The following is a 22,406-nucleotide window of genomic DNA, read 5'->3' on the forward strand; positions in this document are numbered from 1 at the left end:
GCGCACCCCCGTGCGCACCCGGTGGCGCAGCCCTGCGCGCGTTCCGAGTTTTTCAACCAAGAGAAGAAGCAGGAGACAAGAAACCATGAAGAAAATTTTGATGTGGTCAGCGTTAGGGCTTGCAAGCAGCGGCGCGGCACATGCGCAATCCAGCGTCACCGTGTTCGGCGTGATGGACCTCGGCATCCAGTACACCAACGGCGATGGCGGCGGCTCGGTCAAGGCGCTGTCCAACGGCGGGCTCTCGACCAGCCGGCTCGGATTCCGCGGCACCGAAGATCTGGGCGGCGGTTTGCGCGCGGGCTTCTGGCTCGAAGGCAGCCTGAACCCCGACACCGGCACCGGCCGCGCGAGCAACAGCAACAACCAGGCGAGCGGCGCAGGAGTGGCGGGGCCGATCACCTTCGACCGCATGTCTTTCGTGAGCCTGTCGCACGACAAGGTCGGTGAACTGCGCCTGGGCCGCGACTTCATTCCCACGCACTACAACAGCATCTACTTCGATCCCTTCAACGCCAACGGCGTGGCGCGCGCGGGCAACCTCACGTTCGCGGGCGCGGGCACCGGGCCGTTGCCCACCGGCATCACGGGCAGCAACACGGTGAGCTATTGGCTGCCGTCCAAGCTCGGCGGCTTCTACGGCATGGCGATGGTCGGCACGGGGGAGAACAACTCCACCGCGCCGAATCGCGACGACGGCAACTTTGCCGGCGCGCGCTTCGGTTTCGCCTCGGGCGCATTCGACATTGCCGCCGCCGTGACCCGTACCCACTACGACGCCACAGCCACCATCGGCAACTACACGCACGCCAACATCGGCGGCACGTGGGATGCGGGCTTTGCGAAGTTCTTCGCGCTCTACAACAAGGTGACCGTGAAGCTCGCCGCCGGCACGGTGCGCAAGAACACCGCAGAGATCGGCGCGCACATTCCGGCCTTCGAGGTCGGCCGCATCCGCGTGAGCTATGCGTACCTGGACGACCGCAGCGACGAGAGCCTGCGCAACGCCAACGGCATGCCGCGCAACCGCGACGACGCGCGCCAGTTCGGCATCGGCTATGTGCACAACCTCTCGAAGCGCACCGCGCTCTACGGCACCTACGCGCGGTTGATGAACAGCGGCCAGGCGCGCTATGTTGTCAGCGGCGGTGTGGCGCCGGCCGGCGGCCGCCGCTCGTCGGGCTGGGAGCTCGGCGTGCGGCATCTCTTCTGAAGAAGGAGCAAGAAATGCGACGCAGAAACCTGACCCTGGCGGCCCTTGCCGGTAGCGCGCTGGCCATGCTGCCCGGCGCGGCAGCATGGAGCGCGGAGACCTATCCGGACAAGCCGCTGCGCCTGATCGTCGGCTTTGCACCCGGCGGCGGCGCCGACGCGCTCACGCGCATCATCGCGGAGGGGCTGTCGAAGCAGCTCGGCCAACAGGTGATCGTGGAGAACCGGCCCGGTGCCGACGGCGTTCTGGCGGCGCAGGCCACGTCATCGGCCAAGCCGGATGGCTACACGCTGCTGATGGGCACCAACACCGCGATGGTGGCTGCGCCCACGCTGCGGCCGACGCCGCCTTACGACCCGTTCAAGGCCTTCACGCCGATCAGCTCGGCCGGCCAGTTCTCGATGTTCCTGGTGGTGCCGTCGAGCCTTCCGGTGAAGAGCGTGAACGAACTGCTGGCGATGGTGGCGGCGAAGCCCGGCGCTTACAACTCGGCATCGAGCAACAGCGCCTCGGAGCTGGCCATGCTGCAACTGCTGGGCGAACGCAAGGTGGTGAACGCGCGCTACAAGGGCGACATGCAGGCCATGACCGACTTGCTGGGCGGGCAGATCCACATGATGTTCACCACTGGCACGCTGGCACCGGGCTTCGTGAAGGAGGGGCGCATTCGCGCGCTGGTCACGCTGCTGCCGCAGCGCAGCGCCTTGCTGCCCGACGTGCCCACCGGCAGCGAGCTGGGGCTGGGCAAGCTCACCATCACGCCCTGGGCCGGCTTCTTCGGGCCGCCGGGGTTGCCGCAGGCCATTACCGACAAGCTGTCGCAGGAACTGCAGAACACGCTGAAGCGGCCGGACGTGCATGCGCAGCTGGTGCAGCAGGGCTTCGAGGGTTACGGCATGAGCCCCGCGAAATTCACCGAATTTTTCCGCGCGCAGTACGAGGCCTTCGGCGCCACCGTGCGGCAGCACAACGTGAAGTTCGAATAGCCGCCGCGGTTGCGGCTCAGAGCCCGATCGAGCCCGCGTTGCTGCGCCAGAACGCCGCATCCGGAAACGAGCCCGCGCCGGCCGCGGCGTTGTCGGCCATGTGCTGGGCGCGGCTGGTGCCGGGAATGGTGCAGGTCACGGCAGGGTGGCTCAGCACGAACTTCAGCAGCACCTGCGCCCAGCTTGTGCAGCCGATTTCAGTGGCCCACGCCGGCAGCGGCTTGTCCCGCAGCCGGCGCAGGAGGCCGCCGCCGCCAAACGGCATGTTGACGATCACCGCCACCCCGCGCTCGGCGGCGAGCGGCAGCAGTCGCTGCTCGGCCTCGCGCGCGTCGATCGAATAGTTGATCTGCAGAAAGTCGAGCTTCTCGGCGCGCAGCACGGCTTCCACTTCGTCGTAGGCCGAAGCGGTGTAGTGCGTGATGCCGATGTAGCGCACCCGGCCTTTCTCTTTCCAGCCGCGCAGCGTGGCGAGATGGGTTTTCCAGTCCATCAGGTTGTGCACTTGCATCAGGTCCATGCGCTCGGTGCGCAGCCGCGCGAAAGACTGCTCCATCTGCGCAATGCCGGCTTCGCGGCCCGACGTCCAGACCTTGGTCGCAAGAAAAGCCTTGTTCTCGCGCTGCTTCGATGCGGCCAGCAGTTCGCCTGTGGTTTCTTCGGAGCGGCCGTACATCGGCGAGCTGTCGATCACCTTGCCGCCGGCTGCGAAGAGGGCTTCGAGCACGCCGGGCAGGCGCTTGTACTCGTCGGTGCCGGGGCGCTGGTCGAAGCCGATCCAGGTGCCGCAGCCGACAACCGGCAAGGCCTCCTGGGTGGAAGGGATAGGGCGGGTGTTCATGGTCATCGCAGGCCTGCCTTGTTGCTGTGCGAAGGAGGGGAGCGCTGCACCGGCGCAGAGTGCGGCGCTGAGCCTGAGCAGCCGGGCGCGCGTGATGTGGGGTTGGTTCGTGAGGGGTGTCACGAATCAAATTCTGCGCCTGGGGCTTTTACTCGGCGCTTGCTGGGGCTATGTTGGCGGGGCGTTCAGGGCGACGTTCGAGGTGCGTTGTTCAGGGCGGCGCACCCGCCGACGGGGTACCTTGCTCCGCGAATGTCCCCCGGCCTGCGGCCTCCTCCTTTATTTCGCTGCGCAAGGCACCCCGCCAGCGGGAGCGTTGTTCAGAGCAGTCGTTGATCAGCGGTACACCAGCAGCATGCCCCAGTGCACAGGGCATCGGGTGCTCCCCGCAGCGAAATAAAGGAGGAGGCGAAGCCGGGGGACATTCGCGGAGGGGAGCACCCGGTGGCCTTTGCACCCGCCCCGAATGAATTCACGTACGGAGAAAACCCTCAGCGCAAATACCGCCCGTCAGCCTTAAGCATCGACAGCTCGGAAAAGGTCAGCCCACGGTGCTCGCCCGGCCGGTAAGACACCGCAATCCCGCCGATGTCCAGCGTCTTGAACGACTCGAGGCCCTTGTGCAGCGAATCGGCCGTCGGACTCGTGCCCGCGCGCTTCAGGCCCTCGACCATGACCTTGGCCGCCACATAGCCTTCGAGGCTGGCGTAGCTGAACTCCGTCGCGCCGATTTTCTTCATGGCCGCCTGGTATTCGGCAATCACCGGCATGGCGCTGTTCCACGGGTAGGGCACGACCTGCGAGATGACCACGCCGGCCGCGTCCTTCTTGATGTCCTGGAACAGCTTTTGCCCGTTCAGGAAGGAGAACGAATAGAAAGCCGTTTCGCCGCCCGCCGCGCGGTAGGCGGTGATGAACTTGGCTGCCACGTCGTTGGTGGCCGACAGCACCACGGCCTTCGGTTTGAGCTTGACCAGTTCCGCCGCGCGTTCGGCCGCGTCGGAGCCGTCGTTCTTGATTGGCACGCTGCCGACCATTTTTTCGCCGCGTTCGGCAATGAATTTTTGCGTGCTCTCCATTGCCGAGCGCGCGCCGGGGTTGTCGTTGTGCGCGAAGGCGATGCGCGTGAGGCCGATGGTGAACAGGTGGTTCACGATGCGGCTGTATTCCTCGTCGAAGCTGATGCGCACCGGAAAGCCGTATTCGGACGGTTTGACCACCGGGGCTGCGCCTGTGTACGCGCCCACGACCGGAATCTTGAGCTCGTTGGCGGCCTTCAAGGCACCGACCGTCGGCGACGTGCCGATGGGCATGAGGATGCCGACGGCGCCGTCCTTGACGAAGGTCTTGACGTTCTCGGCGCCCTTGGCAGGGTCAAAGGCGTCGTCGAGCTGGCGCAGTTCGACCGGCCGCCCGTTGACGCCGCCGCTGGCATTCAGTGTGGCCAAGAAGGCACGGATGCCGATCAGCGGCTCGGTCGACAGGGACGCCAGCGGCCCGGTCTGCACGTAGGTCTGGCCGATCAGGAGCGGCTTGGTTTGCGCCTGCGCCGCAGGCTGTACCGCAAGGAGAAGGGTGGCAAAGGCCGAAGCCAGCAAATGAATCTTTTTGTATTGCATGGTCACAAATTGTTTGTTTGACCATCTTAAGAGGCACGGCGCTTTGGGTAAATCGCTATTTGCCCCTTCCTTGTTGCAGCCGCGGAACAGTGGCGAAGACTCTTCTGGCCCATGACTTTTCTCCCGCGGTCAGCAGGCCTTCCGCGACAAGCCGCCTCGATGTCTTGGAGATGGTGCTCTGCCGATCGAAAGGGCTGCGTCGAGTCGATGCCTTGAGTACCCTTATCGCCAGTTCAGTTTCGCCTGCGTCAAGTAGATCCAGTGTTGTTCGGTCCGCGGAAGGAAATCGCGTCGCCGCAATGTAATTGGCGATCAGCCGTCCGATCCGATCCGAGCCCGAAGGAAGATGTCGGCTATGGTGCAAGATCTCGCGAAGCTCGCTATCCGGCATATCGGATGGTGCGGCATCGGCGGTGATGATTCCCCAGTCATAGCCTCGGCGAATCAAGTCATCCGCAATGTCATCCAATTTCAGTTCCAACGCACGTGTCAGAAGTCCTTTGCGCACCGTCGGAACGGCGAATGCCTCTGCCCGAGCCTTGCGCAACTCGGGCCACATCATCGGATTTGGGGTTGCTTGCTCCCGAGACTCCAGTTCGCGCGCGGTCAGATCAGCGTCGAGCACGTTTGCCAACCGATTACCCGGAGCATCGATATCGACCCCACTTGCGAGAGTGCGCGAGAGCAGATTCGAATCTCTGTAGAGCACGGCCTGGATGAGGGCGGGCTCGCCGATCGCAGCCCAGTTGATCTCGGACGCCTGCTCGTTGCGGAACATCAATCCTACGGCCGACGACTGCCAAGTCTTGCCTCCGTCATCGCTGCGGTATAGGCCACCGGCCTGCCAGGCAGCAAGCATGTGGAATGGGTCGACCGCGTCCAGCAGCACGGCGGTCGGCGCCCATCCTCTGCGAAGGCCCTGCGCTTGGCAGTCAGGGCCTGACGTGCTTCCCGATGTTCGCGGTGGCATCCATGAGCGCCCCGTATCAGTGCTGACGTGAAGGCACGTCGAAATCGGAAACGAGCCGTTGTCCCATATGCACTGCGCGAGCAGCGTATTTGCCGCAGCAGGCGAGCGCTGAACGCTGCACCACGTCTCGCCAAGGGACCTCGCTGCAGGTCCCTGGGACGCAGATCCCGGATGCGGGCCGTTCAAGCTCTGGAAGCCGTTGGTAGCCGGCAGCCAATTCGCTCCGCCGTCGATGCTCTGTAACCAGTTGCCTTCGCTGTCGCGCACGACGAGTTCTTCGTCGCTGAGCACGATCAAGTTAGAGGGGGGGCGTACGCGATAGCTCGGAGTTGCCGCATTCTTTTTGAACTCGTGGACGTTCTCCCAGGACAGGTCCGCGCTCTTGGACCGCCAAAGTACGTTGTCGTCCAGGCTGAAGCTGACGGATGGTCCTCGCATCGCTGCGAAAGCAAGTCGCCCGCCGGGCAACCGAGTCCAAGTCTGCCCGCTATCGGAAGATCGGAACCAGCGACCGTCGTAGGCCCACCAGTCGCCAGGTTGCCTACTGGTCGGGATGGCCAGTCGCGTGGGTAGAAAGCTGCCGCCAGGCAATCCGTTTGGATCCGAAAATTTCAATGTCGCGCGTCGAACCCAGTGCAGGCCACCATCGAACGACTCGTGCAGTTCGGGGTTTTCTCTGTTGTTCTGGCTGCGGCCGAGTACCAGCACGTGCTGCGCATCGTTCGGATCGACGTGCAGTTCAGTTGCCTGGCTGAGCCGAGGCATGCGCAAGGGACTCCAGGTTCGGCCCCGATCATCCGAGCGAAAAAGAATGCCATTGCCCAAGGCGTAGACCCGCTCCGGCTGCGCCGCCGATTGGCCGAACTGCCGGATCTCGACGCCACGCCATGTCGGCATGCTGGCACATGCTGCCCAATGAATTCCGAGTGCGACCAGCCCGATAACGAATCGCATGATTCGAGTCCTTTGTTGCCTCAATGGCATTTCAGGCCCGGAAGGGAAGGTGATCATCTTCTCGATCGAAAGAATCGAAAGAGAAACTCTGCTCCCGCCAGTACCACCATATGCACCGCCCACAGGCAAGCGCCAGCAGCGATCCAGAGGAACAAGGCCCAAAGACCGGCGACCGCAGCGACTCCGGTGGGAAGGGGATAGATTGGAGAGAACGAAAGGCGCAGAAGATAGAGCGCCAATGGCAAGAGCGTGAGCACCAACAAAAGTCGGTTGATGACTTTTCTTGCGAAATTCCAGGCCGCGGGCATAGGCAAGGGTGCGGCGGCAGGGCGACGAACGGCGGGAGTTTCAAAACTGAGCTGCCAATTACTGCCCGCCTCGAAGCTGGCCCCGCACGCGATGCACTCGGCTGCATTTTGTTCGCATTCGGTGCTGCAATTTGGACAAAAGCCTCTGTCGGCACCGATCGGCATTTGAACGTTTCCGGTCAGGGTCCGCTCTTTCGGAACAGGCACTATCACGCCTCCTTTTTTGCTACTGCATAGCCCTGATTCTGATTGCCGGGCCAAGGCCAGAGAGCGTCCCGCAGCACCTGCGTGCGTCGATACAACATCGCGCACCGCCATTGCTTGCCCCCGCATGTTTCGCAATGTATCGTGCCTCCCCGCAGGCGGAGGGCCTGCCGTCTCCACAAGAACATCACCGGCCGGCGCGGGCGCCGCACCGCCGGCTATTGCCAATCCATGAACCCCACTTCCCATTCCATCTCCCGCCTGTTGCACGGGCTTGTGCTGTTGCTGGTTGCCCTGCTGCTGGCCGCGTGCAGCGCTGCACCGATCACGCCCGAGCAGACCCTTACCGGACAGGAGGGCGCGGTAGTCATGAAGCTGATCACCAACAGCCCCGGGGAGACCGACCCGGCAGAGACGCTGTCCGCCGTGCGCCTCGAACGCGTACTCGCGCCCGGCGAAAAACAGACTGGGCGGGACATCGTGGTGCTGACGCGCACGCGCAAGGCTACCTACACCACCGCCGTGTTCAGCGGCATGGTCGCGCCCGGGCGCTACATCATCAAGAACATCACGGGTGCGGGTGGCAACATGAGCTACTTCTATCCGATCGATGAGAAATTCGGCAGCTTCGATGTAGTGCGCGGTGAAGTCACGTTGCTCGGAACGCTGTTGATCCAGCCGCGCCTCGGTATGCGCTTCGTCGTCGCCTACGTGCCGCCCGAGGCCGAACTGCAGAAGACCTTCGAGACCCTGTACCCCGCGTTGGCCGCGCAGACGCGCGGCCGTCCGCAGCATGGCTTCGTTCCAACACTCGACCTCGATCGCCGCGCCACGCTGGCGCCGCAGGTCAAGCGCCTGGCGTCCATCTGGCACGGGCTGACACAGACGGCCGACGGCGAGTTCATGGCCGGCAGCAAGCTCGGCAAGGTGCTGTGGCGCAAGAGCGGCGAGAGCCGCTGGAAGGAACTCGACGTGGGTTCCTGGCGCGAAGTGCTCTCGGTCCGGCCATACCGTGGCGGGCTGCTGGCGGCGGGCGAGGAAGGCCTGCTGCGCCATTCCTCCGACGAGGGGTTGACCTGGAAAAACCTGGTGCCGCCCGATGACGGGCTCATCCAACTGGCGCAGCCGATGCGCGGTGGTGGCGTGGTCGCGATTTCGCGCCGCGACAGCCTTTGGACCGTCTACGTGTCGAAGGACCTCGATGCCGGAGCGTGGCAAAAGCTCGGGGAGTTTTCCGATTCCCGCTCGATCAACGTGCCATGGCAGCGCAGCATGAGCTTCGGCCAGCCGGAGCGGGCGGGCGTGATGATGCCCAACGGCGACCTCCATGCCACCGATGGCCGCACGCTGTTTCGCTCCAGCAATGGCCGCTCCACCCTCGACGTGAATGCTTTGCCCGACGGCACCCTGGTGTCCCAGACGGTGGTGATGACGAAAACCACCTTGCTTTCGCCCGATTGGGGGCAGACCTGGACCGATCTGGACACCAGCCGTTTTGTCGTGACGATCGCCTTCAAGGACCGGCAGACGGCTTATGCCGTGGGCCCCATCGCGTCCAGCCTGATGCCCGGAAAGCTCGGCTTGATGACCACGCGCGACGGCGGCAAGAGCTGGTCGCAGACCGGAAGCTCGCCGGGAATGACCAATCCCTATGCCGTTCGCCAGATGATGGTGGACCGCGCCGACGGTTCCCTGATCGCCTTTCTGCCCGAGAACCTGATCGTGCGGTCCACGGACGAGGGAAAGAGCTGGAAGATCGTCAAGGACAACTGAGCCAGGCGTCGGGCGAAAGCGCGCTACGCAGGGCGTAGGCGCTGTCCGGAGGGAGGCGGGAGATTTCCCTTGCCTTGCGAGGATCGCGATACTGTATAAAAATACAGTTAACGATTGAATCATGGGCCTCCCTTTCCTCGACTCCTTTTCCGCTGCCGCAGGCCGTGGCGTCTGGCACGCCGACGAACTCGGCCTGGCCGACGCGCAGGTCGTCGCCACCGGCTACACCGCGCTCGACGCGGAGTTGCCCGGGGGCGGCTGGCCGGTCGGCGCCATGACGGAACTGCTGCAAAGCGCGCCCGAAGCGCATGTCTGGCGGCTGCTGCTGCCCGCGCTGGCGCAGGCGGTCCAGGCGCGCGGCGGGCCGGTGGTGCTGATCGGTGCGCCTTACGAACCCTGCGGGCCGTCGCTCGCGGCGCAGGGGTTGCCGGTGGAAGCGCTGATGTGGGTCAGGAGCGATGCCTCGGCCTCGCGGCTGTGGGCTTGCGAGCAGGCGCTGCGCTGCGCGGACGTGGCCGCCGTGCTGGCCTGGCTCCCGCAGGCCCGGGTGGGCGAACTGCGGCGGCTGCAACTGGCGGCCGCCCAGCATGACGTGCTGCTCTTCGTGTGCCGGCCCGAATCGGCCGCACGGGGCGCGTCGCCGGCGCGGCTTCGGCTTCAGGTGGAAAGTTGCGGGGCCGACAGCTCGCAGATCGAACTGCGCATCCTCAAGCGCCGCGGCCCGCCGCTGGCTGCCCCGGTAATGCTGCCGGCGCGCAACGAGCGCATGGCCGCATTGCTGGCCGCCGCCCGGCTGCGCCGCAAGCTGCGCCTGCAGCAGCAGGGCACGGTGCCCGCCGGTGAAGTGGCGGCAACGTCCGCGACCGTGGTGCGCATCGACGCGTGGAAGGGAGGCCCCAATGCACTGGATCGCATTGCGGTGGTCGCTTGAACCCGACGCGCCTGAAGCGCCGACCCTGCCCACGCCCGAGGCGCTGGGCTGGTGGGCGCTGCAGTACACGCCGCACGTCGCCTGGCAAGACGAAGCGCTGATGCTCGAGGTCTCGGCCTGCGAGCGCCTGTGGGGCGGGCGCTCGTCGCTGATGCGCCAACTGGCCCACGAGAACCCTGCGCCCGACGCCGTGATGCGCGGCGCGCAGGGCGCCACCAGCCTCATCGCACTGGCCCGGCTGCGCCTGTTCGAGCGCGACGAGAGCCGGCCCAAGGACATTCCCGCCGGCCTGCCGCTGGACACGTTGAGCGCCGCGCGCGAACACCTCGACCTGCTCGCGCGGCTCGGTTGCCGCACCTGGGGCGAGGTGGCGGCCTTGCCGCGCGGCGGCCTCACGCGGCGATTCGGCGCGGGGCTGCGCGAAGCGCTCGATATCGCCTGGGGCCTGCGCCCTGAAAGCCACAGCTGGCTCACGCTGCCCGACGTGTTCGAGCAGAAGCTCGAGCTGCCCGCGCTGGCCGAAACCGCGCCCGAACTGATGTGGTCGGCCAACCGCCTGCTCACGGCGCTGCAGATCTGGCTGCGGGCCCGCCAGCGCGGTGCGCGCGCGCTCGAGCTGCAATGGACGCTCGACCTCAAGCGCTTCAACGGCGTGAACCTGCCGCCGCACCAGCAAGTGACCGTGCGCACGGCCGAGCCCACGCAGGACATGGCGCACCTGCGCCGCCTGCTGTCTGAAAAGCTCGCCCTCACCACGCTTGCGGCGCCCGCGAGCTGGCTGCGCCTGCGTACGCTCGAAACCGATCCGTGGGCCGGCGCCAGCACCAGCTTCCTGCCCGAAGACAACCGCAAGGGCGACAAGCTGCACGAAATGGTCGAGCGGCTCAGCGTGCGGCTCGGACCACACCAGGTGGTGGTGCCTGCGGCGCAGGCCGACCACCGGCCCGAGCGCAAGCAGGCATGGCGGCCCGCGCTGCAGAAAGACAAGACGCCGCCGGACAAGACCCGCCAGGGAGCAAAGGAGAAGGCAAAGGCCGCGGCTTCGCAGCCCGATGCCCTCTACCCGCCGTGGCTCTTGCCCGAACCCTTGCTGCTCGAGATGGACGGCGAGCGCCCGTGCTACCGCGGCCCGCTCAGCAAATTGATCGGGCCGCAGCGCATCGAGGCAGGCTGGTGGGGCGGCGAGGAAGACGGCGGGCAGCCGGCGATGCGCGACTACTACATCGCGGAAAGCCCCGAGGCCGGCCTGGTGTGGATCTTTCGCGAGCGGCCCTCCGCGCGGTTTTCACAGGGCGAGGTGCGCTGGTACCTGCAGGGGTTCTATGCCTGACCTGAGCGACAAGCAGCTGCTCGGGCGCAATTCCGCCAAGGTGCATGCGTTGCCCTTGCCGTTGCGCAAGAAGCCGGCACCAACGCTGCCCGACTATGCCGAGCTGCACTGCCTCACCAACTTCAGCTTCCAGCGCGGCGCCTCCACGCCCGAAGAGATGGTCGAGCGTGCCTACCAACTCGGCTACACGGCGCTGGCCATCACCGACGAGTGCTCGGTGGCGGGCATCGTGCGCGCGCACGTCTGCCTGCGCGATCTGCCGGCCAAACTGGAGGAACACGAGCGCGACCATCCCGATGAGCCACCGATTCCGCGCAACCCCGGTTTCCGGCTGCTGTTCGGCAGCGAGTTCCGCTTCGAGCGCTTCAGGCTCGTGGTCATCGCGAACGACACCGAGGGCTGGGGCAACCTCTGCGAGTTCATTACCGCCGCGCGCAACACCGAGCTGCCCAAAGGCGAGTACCGCGTGAGCTGGGAGGGCAGCGACGTGGCCTCGCTGCAAGACTGCCAGGTTCTTTTCGTGCCCCATCGAGCGCCGGGCGGCGCCATGGATGCCGCCACGCTGCACGAAGACCTGACGGCCGCCAAGGCGCTCTACGGAGAGAACCTGTGGCTGGCGATCGAGCTGCTCAACGAGCTCGACGACGACCTGTGGTTCGTCACGCTGATGCAGGCGGGCGAGCAGACGGGCGTGCCGCTCGTGGCGGCCGGCGACGTGCACATGCATGCGCGTTCGGCCAAGCCGCTGCACGACGTGCTGACGGCCGTGCGCGAAGGCAAGACCGTGGCCGAGTGCGGCTTTGCGCTGCAGCCGAATGCCGAGCGGCATCTGCGGCAGCGGGTGCGGCTGGCCGAACTCTATCTGCCCGAGATGCTGTCGAACACGCTGGTGGTGGCCGAGCGGTGCAGGTTCGATCCGGAGGTGATCCGGGACAACTACAAGTACCCGTTGGAAATGTTGGGCAGCAACGAGACGGCGACGCAGACGCTGGCGCGCAAGACGTGGGAGGGGGCTCAGGTGCGCTACCCGAACGGCATTCCCGATATGGTGCGGACTCAATTGCAGAAAGAGCTGGATCTGATCCGCGAGCTTGAATACGAGATGTTCTTCCTCACCGTGGAGAACGTCGTTCGATTTGCGCGCTCGCAGAACATCCTCTGCCAGGGCCGCGGCTCCTCGGCCAATTCCGCCGTCTGCTATTGCCTGGGCATCACCGCCATCAATCCTGAAAAGGGCCACCTGCTGTTCGAGCGCTTCCTGAGCCGCCACCGCCGTGAGCCGCCCGACATCGACGTCGACTTCGAGCACCAGCGGCGCGAAGAAGTCATCCAGTACATCTACGAGAAATACGGCCGCGAGCGCGCCGCCATTGCGGCCGTCGTCATCTGCTACCGCGCGCGCAGCGCCTTGCGCGACGTGGGCAAGGCCATGGGCATCGACGAGCGGCTGATCGACGAATTCGCCAAGGACCACTACTGGTTCGACGACACCGTGCTGGGCGAACAACTGCGGCAAGCTGCAGCGCGCGTCGGCGTGGAGGAAGACGAGCTCAAGCTGGTGCAATGGATCGAGATGACGCAGCGGCTCAAGGGCTTTCCGCGCCACCTGAGCCAGCACGTCGGCGGCTTCGTGCTCACGCACACCAAGCTCACGCGGCTGGTGCCGGTCGAGAAGGCGTCCATGGTGGACCGTTCTGTCATCCAGTGGGAGAAAGACGACCTCGAAGCCATGGGCATGCTCAAGGTCGACGTGCTCGCGCTCGGGATGCTCAGCGCCATCCGCCGCGGGCTCGACCACATGAACCGCTGGCGTGGCTCGATGGTGGAAATGCATCACATCCCGAACGACGACCAGAAAGTGTTCGACATGATCTGCGACGCCGACACCATCGGCGTTTTCCAGATCGAGAGCAGGGCGCAGATGTCGATGCTGCCGCGCCTGAAGCCGCAAACCTATGAAGACCTGGTGATCGAAGTCGCGATCGTGCGGCCCGGGCCCATACAAGGCGGCATGGTGCACCCGTATCTCAAGCAGCGCGAGCGGGTGGCCAAGGGCTTGCCGATTCACTACGAGAAAGAAGAACTGCGGCCCGCACTGGAACGCACGCTGGGCATCCCGATTTTCCAGGAGCAGGTGATGCAGATCGCGATGATCGCGGCCGGTTTCACCGCCGACGAGGCCGACCAGCTGCGCCGCGCCATGGCGGCGTGGAAGCGCAAGGGCGGCCTCGACAAGTTCCACGACAAACTCGTGAACGGCATGGTCGCGAAAGAGTACAAGGTCGAATTCGCCGAAGCCATCTTCAAGCAGATCCTCGGCTTCGGCGACTACGGCTTTCCCGAAAGCCACGCCGCGAGCTTCGCGCTGCTGGTCACTGTGAGCAGCTGGCTCAAGAACTACGAGCCCGCCTGCTTTCTCGCGGCATTGCTCGACTCGCAGCCCATGGGCTTCTACAGCCCCTCGCAACTGGTGCAGGACGCGCGGCGGCATGGCGTCGAAGTGCGGCCGGTCGATGTCACGTGCAGCGACATGGACACCACGCTCGAGGCCCGTGCCCCCGACGCGCCGCGTGCACCGTCCGGCACCGACGTGCGCTACATCGAGCACCGCCTCGGCAACGAGAACCAGCCGGCCGTACGGCTCGGGTTGCGCCGCATCTTGAGCCTCAGCAAAGCGGGGGCCGAGCGCCTGCTGGCAGCGCGCGCCGAAGCTCCCTTCACCAGCACCGAAGATCTCGCCCTGCGCGCCGAACTCGATGGCAAGGACATGGCCGCGCTGGCCGCCGCCGATGCGTTGATGTCGCTCTCGGGCCATCGGCGCCAGCAGGTGTGGGACGCCACCGCCACCCGCGGCATGGGTGGCCGCTCGCCGGCTTTGCTCAAGGGCGTGCCGATCAATGAGCAGGTTCTGCAACTGCCCGCAGCGCCCGAGGGCGAGGAAATCGTCGGCGACTACGCCGCGCTCGGCCTTACGCTGCGCCGCCATCCGCTTGCGCTGCTGCGCCCGCGCCTCGCGCGCATGAAGCTCATGAGCGCCGAAGAGCTGCGCAGCCTGCCCAGTGGGCAAACCGCGCGCGCCTGCGGCATCGTCAAGGGGCGGCAGCGTCCGGGAACCGCCAACGGCACCATCTTCGTCACGCTCGAGGACGAGACAGGCAACGTCAACGTCATTGTCTGGAACCATGTCATCGAAGCGTGGCGCGAGCCGCTTCTCAAGTCGCACCTGCTCGCGGTGCAGGGCACCTGGCAGCGCGACGACGACAGCGGCGGCAAGGTGCAGCACCTGATCGCCACCGGCTTCAAGGACCTGACGCCGCTCATGGGCCGGCTGGCGCTGAGCAACACCAGCCGCGACTTCCATTGAAATAAATCGAGCGAGCACCGTTGAACGAAAACGAAAACTCCGCATGAATGAATCTGAAACCGATCGTTCCATGTCTCGCGCGCCCAACGAATTTTCGCTAACCTGTTTCTCTCATGTCCGCACTCGTTCTTGACTCCGCCGTCGCCGGGCCGATCGGTCCGCCGCCGCCCGCGCCCGATGTGCCCATACCCGTGCCGCCGCCACCGCCGCCCGGGCTGCCGCCCGAGGGCGATCCGCCGCCCGTGGAGCCGCCGTTCACCGATCCTGGGTTTCCCTCGCCGGTGGTAGATCCTCCGCCCATGCAGAGCGCCGGCACCGTTCCTTTCGGAAAGCTGCACGCGCGGCGGCTGCGCGAAATCTACCGCTCGGCAGGATGGCCCTGCTGCGACGCCATCGAGGTCGAGCTGCTGGCGGGTGGGTTCCTCGAACGCGTGCGCACTTCGCAGGGCCACGAGACCTTGCGCGTGACGGACGCCGGCATTGCGCGCATTGCAACCACGCTCACCATCAACCGTGCGGCGCTCTCGCCGCATGAAGCGCTGGTCGAGCGCGTGGCGCGCGAGATGACGCGCGGCGGGCGCATCGCCTGGCGCGGCCTCGGCCTGCGTGCGCGCCTGCCGCCGCTCGAAGAGGGCGGCAAGCCGCGCTGGTGCATTGCGAAGCCCGATGTGTTCTCGATCCGCAATACCAGCGTCGAAGCCTATGCGCACCCCATCGTGCACGAGGTGAAGGTGAGCCGCGCCGATCTGCTGGGCGACCTGCGCAAGCCGGACAAGCGCGCGGCCTACCTCGATCTGGGAGGCGAGTGCTGGTACGTGCTGGGCAACGACGCGCGCGGCCGGTCGATTGCGTCACCCGACGAAGTTCCGCCCGAATGCGGCGTGCTGGTGCTCGAAGGCGAACGGCTCGTGGTGGCGCGCGCCGCCGTGCATCGCGCCTTCGACCGCATTCCGTTCGCGGTGTGGCTGGCGCTTGCAAAGGCCCAGCCCATCGCAGGCTTCGACGACGATGCGCAGGACATGCTCGGCGAACTCGCGACCGGCGAGGCCTAGCGCTGCATGGGATAAGACGCCAGCGGCTCGTGGTAGAAAAAGTTGCCGCGGTGCGAGCGGATCAGCTTGAACTCCCGCACTTTCCAGTGAATGGGCGCGAGGCACGGGGGCCGCGCGGCGCGCTCGGTTTGCCTGGCGATGGTGACGTGCGGCGTCCAGCCCCTGGCGGGTACCGCGAGACCCGTTCTGCGCACCGCCCGCACGATGTCGTCATGAAGCGCGCGCAGGCCCTCGTGTTCGGCCGGCCGCACCACCGAAATGTCGTTGCGCCAGGTGCATGAGCTGTCGAGCGTGAGTTCCAGTGGCCGCCCCGGCACTTCGGCCAGCGCCTCGCGCAGCAGGTCTTCGATGGCACAGCCGCGATCTTCCACGCAATGCAACGTGAGATGCAGGCGATGGCCGGGCGGAAAGTAGTGGCCCACGGGCCACCACCATTCGGCGCAATGCGCCTTGATGGCGGCTTGTATCGCCGCATCGGGAAACAGCCCGATCAGGAACTCCCGTGCTGCCAACGGCAGTGTCTGCTCGCCCATGGCCCTTGCTCACTCGGCGGGCGGCCACCACTGTTCGGCCGTCGTGCGGATGATGCGCGCCGCCTGCATGCGGATGTCGTTGCCATCGTGAGGAGTGCTGCCGTCGTCGCGCTCTTTCTCGGAGTGGACGCGAAAGGGCCAGGTCGAAATTCGGCCTGCATGCGATCGGGGTTGCGGGCGCCGCAACGGCGAAAAAAACAGGATCCGCGCGGAGGGCGCTGGCGGGCTGGCGGTGGTCATGGTGTCGCCTCGAATGTTGCTCTGGGAGACGAGTCATTCTAGAGGAAACACTGTATGAACGTACAGTATATTTGCGTGCCTCAGATGCGCAGAAGCGGGTGGGTGGCCCTCGGCATGTCCGGCCCGCTGCGCAGGTTGTGCTCGATGAACTCGCGGGCGATGGCGTCCAGGTTGCTCGGTGCCGGCGCGGCAAACGACATGCGGTATTTCAGCAGCCGGCCATTGCGCCCCGTGAGGAAGGTGAACGACTCGTAAGTCTTCTGGCTCGCGGCGTGCAGCAGGCGAAAGCTCACGCGGCGAAACGGCTGTCCGTCGATCAGTTCGTCGCTGACCGGGCCGACTTCCACCTTGGCATAAACGCCCCTTGTGCCCGCAAGCCGGACCTCTTCCACGGCGGCCTTGAAATGTTCGTCGAACTCCGGATCTCCGACGCCCGCGGCCCAATTGCTGCGCTTCATGCCGTACACGTAGACATCGACCCAGCCCACCTTGCTTTCATGGCGGTGGCTGATGCCCAACCCCGGCTGGCGTGCCTCGTACGAGGTCGAGCGCACGTAATGCCATTGCACCGCACTCACGGCCGCGGCCGAGGTGGCGGGAGGTGTTGCAGACGGTGCGGCGCAGCCCGAGAGCAGGGCGGAAGCTGTCAACAAGGCAGACCAGAGCTTCGTCATGGAGGATCTGCCTGATACAGGGTGACGGGGTGGCGAGCCTCGGCCGTCAGTCCAGCCGGACTTCGAAATACGCTTCGTCGGCTTCGCCCAGCGCGCGAAAGCCCGCAGTCTTGGCTGCTTCGTAGGCCTTGGCCCAACTTGCAGCCAGCGCGATTTCGTCCTTCGTGAGTTCGTTGGCGCTCGACTCGCTGGCGTTTTCGAAGGCCTTCAGCGCTTGCTTCACGCCGTCGCCCAGCAACTTGTCGAGCTCGCGCCGGAAGCGCGACTCTGCCGCGGAAATGACTTCGGCCGGTGCATCGGGGAAATCGATCAGGTTCACTGTGTAGCTCATGGGGCGGATGCTACGTGATGGCAGCGGCCGTGTCGTCATGCAACGACCGCCCGCTGCACTTTCACGGCTGTGTTGCCAGTTGCGGGGCCGCGTCGACACCACCGCCAACATCGCCAACATCGCCAACATCTACGGCATCGGCCGGTAGCGCAACCGCCGTCCCGGCCTGTGTCCTGATGGGTGCGCAGCGGCCGTAGGTGTCGTCGAAGCGGACGATGTCGTCCTCGCCCAGATAGCTGCCGGTTTGCACCTCGATCACTTCCAGCACGGTCTTGCCGGGGTTTTCGAGCCGGTGAATGGCGCCCGAGGGCAGGTAGATGGATTCGTTCTCCCGCACCAGGCTGACCTGCCCGTCGCACGTGGCCCTGGCCGTACCGCGGACCACGATCCAGTGCTCGGCGCGATGGTGGTGCATTTGCAGCGACAGCTTGCCCCCCGGATTGACGGTGAGGCGCTTCACCTGAAAGCGCTCGCCGAAGTCGAGCCTGTCATAAGCCCCCCAGGGCCGAACCACGCGGCGGTGCTCCGTTGCTTCAGCCTGCCCTGCCAGTGCGAGCATGCGCACCACTTCTCCCACCTGCTCGGCACAGTCCGCCTTGGCCACCAGCACCGCGTCGGGCGTGTCCACGATGATCAGGTCGTCGGTGCCCAGCGCCACGACCGGGCGGTACGGCGCATGAATGAAGGTATTGCGCGAACGCAGCGCGCTCGCCTTGCCGCTCAGGCGGTTGCCGGTTCCGTCTTCCGGATGCAGCGTGGCCACCGCGTTCCAGCTTCCGACGTCGCTCCAGGCACCCTCGAATTTCACGACGGCGATGTTCTGCTGCTTTTCGAGCACCGCATAGTCGATGCTGTCGCTGCGGCAGGCCTGGAAGGCCTCGGCGTCCAGGCGGTCGAAGCTGCCTTCGCTGGCAACGGCGGCGGTCGCGCGCTGGCACGCCAGCAGGATGTCGGGAGCGTGGGCCTGCAGCGCCGAGATCAGCGTGCCGGCCTGCACGAGGAAGATGCCCGCGTTCCAGCTGTAGCCGCCGTGCAGGATCAGCGACTGGGCCACGGCCTCCGTCGGCTTTTCCACGAAGCGCACGACAGCCCGGCTGCAGCCGTCCGCCAGTACGGCGCCGGCCTCGATATAGCCATACGCAGTGCTGGCGAAGGAGGGCGCCACTCCGAAGGTCACGATGTGTCCGGCCAGCGCGGCGTCGACGCCGCGGCGCACCGTCTGCGCGAAAAGCGGCGTGTCCGGAATATGGTGGTCGGCCGGTGCGAACAGCAACAGATCGTCCTTGCCGGCGAGCAGTGCCGCGGCCGCCATGGCCGCGGCGGTGTTGCGCGCCATCGGCTCCAGGATCTGCCGCCCGGTCGCGCCGGCTTTCTCGAGCGCTTCCCGTACCAGGAAGCGATGGTCTTCCGATGCAATGCAGGTGATGTTGCCGTTCAGGCTGCACAGGCGCTCCAGCGTCATCTGCAGCAGGCTCTTGTCGCCGATCAGCGGTGCAAACTGCTTGGGCAGCGTCTTGCGCGAGAGCGGCCACAGGCGCGTGCCGCTGCCTCCGCACAGCACGACGGGATGAATGGTGGGGCTGTTCATGGCAACGTCCTTGTGAAGGCGTGGACCGCTCGTTCAGAGCTGGCCGGTGTTGGTGGCGAAGCTCACTGCCTGGGCGCGCGAATGAACCTGCAGCTTCTTGTAGATGTTCTTGATGTGGGCGTTGACCGTCTGCCCCGAGATTCCGAGCCGCATGCTGATCTCCTTGGACACGCAGCCGCGCGCCACGCAGCGGAGCACCTCCCGCTCGCGTGTCGTCAGCGTCACTTCCCGCTGCGGCGCTTCAACCGGAGGCGCCGCGCTGTGCTGCTGGTTCATTCGCGTAAGCAGCCGGCGCGCCAGCTTGGGCGTGATGGCCGCGCCGCCGTTCACCACCTGCAGAACGGCCTGCGCGAAGCTCTGCAGCCAGGCGTGCTTGAGCAGGTAGCCTGTGGCGCCGAGCTCGAAGGCATGCATCACGTGGGCATCGTCTTCCATGGCCGAGATCACGATGATTTCACAGTAGCGATGCAGCTTGCGCGCTTCGCGGATGAGCTCGAACCCCGATCCATCGCCGAGCCGCAGGTCGACCATCAGCACATCGAACTCATGGGTCGTCAGCAGGCGGCGGCCGTCGCGCACGCTGCCGGCCTGCGCCTCGAGCTGGATGCGCATGTCCGACAGCAGCTCCTGGGCAATCACGCGGCGCATGAACTCGTCGTCGTCGACGAGCAGTACGCGAACCGGTGCATCCTCCTGCCCGGTCAGGAAATGCGGCCACAGCGGTGCGGCCGGAGGACAGACGCCGGACGGATAAACCGTGCGGCGCTCGGACGCCCGAGCGGAGTCAGGGGTGTCGGAAGAGTGAGGCGCGGTGTCGGACATGAAGATTCCTAGGGAGTTGTTAGGGTTGGAGGAGGTTTCACGTTTGCGTCGAGATACGCCGGCCCTCTGGGGCTGGCACTTTGGGAGCCTTGGCAGGCAGCTTTGAAAAAGTCATGGCCTGGATCCGGTGGGGGCGGGAACCGCAAGCGGCTCGGCCACGCAGCGCAGCAACTCGCGCTCCAGGCGCTGGAGAATGGCGTTGCGGTCCAGTTCGGTCTCCGCGAACGAGCGGGCGGCCGCCCCCATTGCTTCGCGTTGCGGGCGAGACATCGCGAGCTGCGCGATCGCTTCGGCCAATGCGTCCGCGTCGCCGGGTGCAACCACCATGCCGCGGCCGGACACCACGTTGCTCAGCTCGGTGCCCGCATGGGCCGTCACGATCACGGCCTTGCCGCTCGCGAGCATGCCGGCCAGCTTCGAGGGCATCACCAGGTCCGCGGCGTCGGCACGCTGCGGCAGCACGTGGATGTCCGCCATGCCCAGCAGTTCGTTGAGCCTCTCTGCAGGCTGCAGGTCGATGAAGTGGACGCGCGGCAGGTTCGCGCAGGCGGCCTTCAGCGGCTCGCGGCTCGGGCCGTTGCCGCAGAAGACGAAGTGGATATGCGCCGCCGCGACCAGGCGGTGCGCCGCATCGGCCAGCAGCTCGATGCCCTGCTTGGCGCCCAGGCTGCCCGCGTAGAGCACCACCACCTCGTCTGCGGCAATACCGAGCATGCCTCGGTAGCCGTTCGTGGGCTGGCCTGCCACCGATGCAGCCGCAGATTGCGGAAAGATCAAGCGTGCGTCCACCCAGTTGGGCAGCAGCACCAGCCGGGTTTCGTCGATACCCTTGTTCTTTGCCTTGTCGAGCATGGCGCTGGAGATGGTCGACACCCGGTTGAACCGGCTCAGGAGCCAGCTCTCCACCGAGAGCGCGAAGCGCCGCAGCCGCACGCCGCGCACCAGCCTCATTCCGAAGGCGGCGTCCACCTCGTAGTCCTGGATGTGCAGCCACGACTTGATGCCGAGCATCCGTGAGAAGAAGAGCACGGCCGGCGCGCAAAAAAGGGGCGGCTCCACGACGAAGACCAGGTCCGGCTTCCAGCGGATCTGCGCGAAGAGCAAGGGCATGCTCGACACCATGAACGAGAACAGATGCGCCAGGCGCGCGAGCGCCCGCGGCCGCGCGGGCACCCAGGTCGGCGCGCGCCAGACGGTGATGCCGTTCCAGTCCGTCTTGCGGTAGGCCCAGGCCGAATATCCTTCGAACGGCGCCCAGTTCGGAAAGAAAGGCGGCGACGCAATCACGCGCACGTCATGGCCTTTTGCGTGCAGCCACTGCGCCATCTCGCCCGAGTACTTGCCGATGCCGACGAGCTCGGGTGTGAAGTTCATCGAATAGAGCAGAATTTTCACGACGACCTTTCAAAGGAACCGCGGACCAGCCGCACGATCGGGTAGAAGCCGAACAGCGCGCGCATTCGCACCTCGTAGAGAAGAAAGTCGGAAACGAAGGCGATGAAGAAAACGTAGTGCGGCTTGCCGGGAAAGACCGCCACCACCACGCCGTACGACAGCAGCCGCAGCACCACTTCGAGCAGTGCCCAGCCGCCGAGCACGCTCATCGGGCTCTTGAGCGCGAGCAGCATCTCGTGATGGATCGTGTAGGTGCGCAGCAGGAAGTAGGGCGCAATGCACAGGAAGATCTCGAGCGCTTCGCGGCCGACCTTCAGCAGCGGCGCGGCAACGGTGACCAGCGCAGCAAGCCCGGCGAAGAGCACGCAACCCAGCAGAAACGATTGCCTGGCCAACCGCAGCGTCGAAGCATCGAGGTCGCCGGCATTGGTGCCGAGCATGGCGCGTGTCTTGGTGTAGAGAAAGGCCTGCACGAACTGCGACGGCGCCTCTGCCAGCAGAAAGGCGACCTTGAAGGCGCCCACGTATCCGAGCGGCATGAAGAAGGCCACCACCAGCAGGTCCGACTTGCGCAGCAGGAACATCAGCAGCGAATAGGCGGTGGCGCTGCCCTGCGACGCGAGCTCGAGCGCGGGTTGGCCGCGCGGCGGGCCCGCGGCCCAACCGGTGCGCATGCTGGCCGCGCCCACGAGCACGAAGGCCATCAGGTTGATGAGCAGCAGGTGCCATGCATCCAGGTCCAACCCCAGCACGGCCAGAGCCGCAACGCCCAGCACCAGAATGGTCGAGCGGATGCCCGTTTCCAGGTTGAGCAACCCGGCGTAGCCCAGGCCCCGGCTGTACGAAAGGCGCAGGCTGATGAACGAGAAGACCGCCAGCGAGGCCACCACGAGCGCAAAGGGCACGCCGGCCACGGGCAGGTGCTGGATCTTCAGGATGACGGCGATCAGCAGCGTGGCCAGCGGGAGCCCGATGGCCAGCGTGCGGAACACGTCGCCGCGGCGTACGCCCGGAGGCACGCTGGCGGCTTCGCGTGAAAACAGCAGCGAGCTGCCCAGCGTTCCGACGACCAACGCCGCTTCCAGCACCGACTGGTAGATCGAGTATTTGCCGAACTCCGCGGGCGAGACATACGCCGCCATGAGAAACACAGCCAGGAAGCCCGACAGGTAGGCATAGAGCCGCGAAGCCAGCGCACCCAGGCCCCGGATCTGCACCGTGCGAACGCCCGTCAGGGCAAGGGGCCAGTTGAGCGGGTTCATGGCGTGCGCCTCTTGG

General features: G+C 65.9%; 19 protein-coding genes. 7 read left to right on the forward strand and 12 right to left on the reverse strand.

Annotated elements, in window-relative coordinates; translation table 11 throughout:
* Positions 1-85 precede the first annotated feature (85 nt).
* Together ABIC94_RS21275 and ABIC94_RS21280 are read left to right on the forward strand one after the other, a co-directional pair.
* Entirely contained in the window at positions 86-1,213 is a 1,128-nt protein-coding gene (locus ABIC94_RS21275; RefSeq protein ID WP_354374965.1) for a porin, read from the forward strand.
* Between the two features lie 14 nt (positions 1,214-1,227).
* Positions 1,228-2,199: a Bug family tripartite tricarboxylate transporter substrate binding protein gene (locus ABIC94_RS21280; protein WP_354374966.1), complete on the forward strand. Its 972-nt coding sequence runs from the start codon at positions 1,228-1,230 to the stop codon at positions 2,197-2,199.
* A 16-nt stretch (positions 2,200-2,215) separates the two neighbouring features.
* On the opposite strand, the gene ABIC94_RS21285 is transcribed toward ABIC94_RS21280, so the two are convergent.
* The 4 genes from ABIC94_RS21285 to ABIC94_RS21300 form a co-directional block, all read right to left on the reverse strand.
* Positions 2,216-3,136 (reverse strand): aldo/keto reductase, encoded by a 921-nt coding sequence (locus ABIC94_RS21285; protein WP_436318074.1) that lies wholly within the window; start codon positions 3,134-3,136, stop codon positions 2,216-2,218.
* 395 nt (positions 3,137-3,531) lie between these two features.
* A complete protein-coding gene (locus tag ABIC94_RS21290; RefSeq protein WP_354374968.1) occupies positions 3,532-4,659 on the reverse strand; it encodes an ABC transporter substrate-binding protein in 1,128 nt (375 codons plus the stop codon).
* Positions 4,660-4,714: 55 nt separating this feature from the next.
* The gene (locus tag ABIC94_RS21295; RefSeq protein WP_354374969.1) at positions 4,715-6,583 is read right to left on the reverse strand and encodes a hypothetical protein; all 1,869 of its coding nucleotides are present in this window, start codon (positions 6,581-6,583) and stop codon (positions 4,715-4,717) included.
* Between the two features lie 53 nt (positions 6,584-6,636).
* Entirely contained in the window at positions 6,637-7,056 is a 420-nt protein-coding gene (locus ABIC94_RS21300) for a hypothetical protein (RefSeq protein ID WP_354374970.1), read from the reverse strand.
* 270 nt (positions 7,057-7,326) lie between these two features.
* On the opposite strand from ABIC94_RS21300, the gene ABIC94_RS21305 reads away from it, so the two are divergent.
* The 5 genes from ABIC94_RS21305 (at position 7,327) to ABIC94_RS21325 (ending at position 15,545) form a co-directional block, all read left to right on the forward strand.
* A complete protein-coding gene (locus ABIC94_RS21305) occupies positions 7,327-8,868 on the forward strand; it encodes a hypothetical protein (RefSeq protein ID WP_354374971.1) in 1,542 nt (513 codons plus the stop codon).
* Between the two features lie 121 nt (positions 8,869-8,989).
* Entirely contained in the window at positions 8,990-9,799 is an 810-nt protein-coding gene (gene imuA / locus ABIC94_RS21310) for a translesion DNA synthesis-associated protein ImuA (protein WP_354374972.1), read from the forward strand.
* Positions 9,768-11,129 carry a Y-family DNA polymerase gene (locus ABIC94_RS21315; RefSeq protein ID WP_354374973.1) on the forward strand — a complete coding sequence of 454 codons (1,362 nt, stop codon included), beginning with the start codon at positions 9,768-9,770 and terminating at the stop codon, positions 11,127-11,129. The genes imuA and ABIC94_RS21315 overlap by 32 nt, the downstream gene beginning before the upstream one ends.
* The gene (locus ABIC94_RS21320) at positions 11,122-14,493 is read left to right on the forward strand and encodes an error-prone DNA polymerase (protein WP_354374974.1); all 3,372 of its coding nucleotides are present in this window, start codon (positions 11,122-11,124) and stop codon (positions 14,491-14,493) included. Before ABIC94_RS21315 ends, ABIC94_RS21320 begins: the two co-directional genes overlap by 8 nt.
* 113 nt (positions 14,494-14,606) lie before the next feature.
* On the forward strand, positions 14,607-15,545 hold the full coding sequence (locus tag ABIC94_RS21325; RefSeq protein ID WP_354374975.1) for a hypothetical protein: 939 nt from the start codon (positions 14,607-14,609) through the stop codon (positions 15,543-15,545).
* Here the strand turns inward: ABIC94_RS21325 and ABIC94_RS21330 are convergent.
* The 8 genes from ABIC94_RS21330 to ABIC94_RS21365 all read right to left on the reverse strand — a co-directional run bounded on the left by ABIC94_RS21330 (position 15,542) and on the right by ABIC94_RS21365 (position 22,390).
* On the reverse strand, positions 15,542-16,078 hold the full coding sequence (locus tag ABIC94_RS21330) for a 2'-5' RNA ligase family protein (RefSeq protein WP_354374976.1): 537 nt from the start codon (positions 16,076-16,078) through the stop codon (positions 15,542-15,544). The genes ABIC94_RS21325 and ABIC94_RS21330 overlap by 4 nt on opposite strands.
* A gap of 9 nt (positions 16,079-16,087) precedes the next feature.
* Positions 16,088-16,318, reverse strand: coding sequence for a hypothetical protein (locus ABIC94_RS21335; RefSeq protein ID WP_354374977.1), 231 nt, complete (start codon positions 16,316-16,318; stop codon positions 16,088-16,090).
* An 80-nt stretch (positions 16,319-16,398) separates the two neighbouring features.
* A complete protein-coding gene (locus tag ABIC94_RS21340; RefSeq protein WP_354374978.1) occupies positions 16,399-16,992 on the reverse strand; it encodes a hypothetical protein in 594 nt (197 codons plus the stop codon).
* 46 nt (positions 16,993-17,038) lie between these two features.
* The gene (locus ABIC94_RS21345; RefSeq protein ID WP_354374979.1) at positions 17,039-17,323 is read right to left on the reverse strand and encodes a hypothetical protein; all 285 of its coding nucleotides are present in this window, start codon (positions 17,321-17,323) and stop codon (positions 17,039-17,041) included.
* 61 nt (positions 17,324-17,384) lie between these two features.
* Positions 17,385-18,911: a mannose-1-phosphate guanylyltransferase/mannose-6-phosphate isomerase gene (locus ABIC94_RS21350; protein ID WP_354374980.1), complete on the reverse strand. Its 1,527-nt coding sequence runs from the start codon at positions 18,909-18,911 to the stop codon at positions 17,385-17,387.
* 33 nt (positions 18,912-18,944) lie between these two features.
* Positions 18,945-19,733, reverse strand: coding sequence for a response regulator transcription factor (locus ABIC94_RS21355; RefSeq protein WP_354374981.1), 789 nt, complete (start codon positions 19,731-19,733; stop codon positions 18,945-18,947).
* A 111-nt stretch (positions 19,734-19,844) separates the two neighbouring features.
* Positions 19,845-21,128, reverse strand: a complete 1,284-nt coding sequence (locus tag ABIC94_RS21360) for a glycosyltransferase WbuB (protein ID WP_354374982.1) — start codon at positions 21,126-21,128, stop codon at positions 19,845-19,847.
* Positions 21,125-22,390: an oligosaccharide flippase family protein gene (locus ABIC94_RS21365; protein ID WP_354374983.1), complete on the reverse strand. Its 1,266-nt coding sequence runs from the start codon at positions 22,388-22,390 to the stop codon at positions 21,125-21,127. Before ABIC94_RS21365 ends, ABIC94_RS21360 begins: the two co-directional genes overlap by 4 nt.
* Between the last annotated feature and the right edge of the window lie 16 nt (positions 22,391-22,406).

Origin of the sequence: Variovorax paradoxus, assembly GCF_040544635.1 — a bacterium.
GTDB classification, from domain to species: domain Bacteria; phylum Pseudomonadota; class Gammaproteobacteria; order Burkholderiales; family Burkholderiaceae_C; genus Variovorax; species Variovorax paradoxus_R.

Bases quoted from the DNA above. Each gene is read 5' to 3' on its own strand.
- ABIC94_RS21275 (WP_354374965.1), top strand. From the start codon at position 86: ATGAAGAAAATTTTGATGTGGTCAGCGTTAGGGCTTGCAAGCAGCGGC.
- ABIC94_RS21280 (WP_354374966.1), top strand. From the start codon at position 1,228: ATGCGACGCAGAAACCTGACCCTGGCGGCCCTTGCCGGTAGCGCGCTG.
- ABIC94_RS21290 (WP_354374968.1), bottom strand. From the start codon at position 4,659: ATGCAATACAAAAAGATTCATTTGCTGGCTTCGGCCTTTGCCACCCTT.
- ABIC94_RS21295 (WP_354374969.1), bottom strand. From the start codon at position 6,583: ATGCGATTCGTTATCGGGCTGGTCGCACTCGGAATTCATTGGGCAGCA.
- ABIC94_RS21300 (WP_354374970.1), bottom strand. From the start codon at position 7,056: ATGCCGATCGGTGCCGACAGAGGCTTTTGTCCAAATTGCAGCACCGAA.
- ABIC94_RS21305 (WP_354374971.1), top strand. From the start codon at position 7,327: ATGAACCCCACTTCCCATTCCATCTCCCGCCTGTTGCACGGGCTTGTG.
- imuA (WP_354374972.1), top strand. From the start codon at position 8,990: ATGGGCCTCCCTTTCCTCGACTCCTTTTCCGCTGCCGCAGGCCGTGGC.
- ABIC94_RS21315 (WP_354374973.1), top strand. From the start codon at position 9,768: ATGCACTGGATCGCATTGCGGTGGTCGCTTGAACCCGACGCGCCTGAA.
- ABIC94_RS21320 (WP_354374974.1), top strand. From the start codon at position 11,122: ATGCCTGACCTGAGCGACAAGCAGCTGCTCGGGCGCAATTCCGCCAAG.
- ABIC94_RS21325 (WP_354374975.1), top strand. From the start codon at position 14,607: ATGTCCGCACTCGTTCTTGACTCCGCCGTCGCCGGGCCGATCGGTCCG.
- ABIC94_RS21330 (WP_354374976.1), bottom strand. From the start codon at position 16,078: ATGGGCGAGCAGACACTGCCGTTGGCAGCACGGGAGTTCCTGATCGGG.
- ABIC94_RS21335 (WP_354374977.1), bottom strand. From the start codon at position 16,318: ATGACCACCGCCAGCCCGCCAGCGCCCTCCGCGCGGATCCTGTTTTTT.
- ABIC94_RS21340 (WP_354374978.1), bottom strand. From the start codon at position 16,992: ATGACGAAGCTCTGGTCTGCCTTGTTGACAGCTTCCGCCCTGCTCTCG.
- ABIC94_RS21345 (WP_354374979.1), bottom strand. From the start codon at position 17,323: ATGAGCTACACAGTGAACCTGATCGATTTCCCCGATGCACCGGCCGAA.
- ABIC94_RS21350 (WP_354374980.1), bottom strand. From the start codon at position 18,911: ATGAACAGCCCCACCATTCATCCCGTCGTGCTGTGCGGAGGCAGCGGC.
- ABIC94_RS21355 (WP_354374981.1), bottom strand. From the start codon at position 19,733: ATGTCCGACACCGCGCCTCACTCTTCCGACACCCCTGACTCCGCTCGG.
- ABIC94_RS21365 (WP_354374983.1), bottom strand. From the start codon at position 22,390: ATGAACCCGCTCAACTGGCCCCTTGCCCTGACGGGCGTTCGCACGGTG.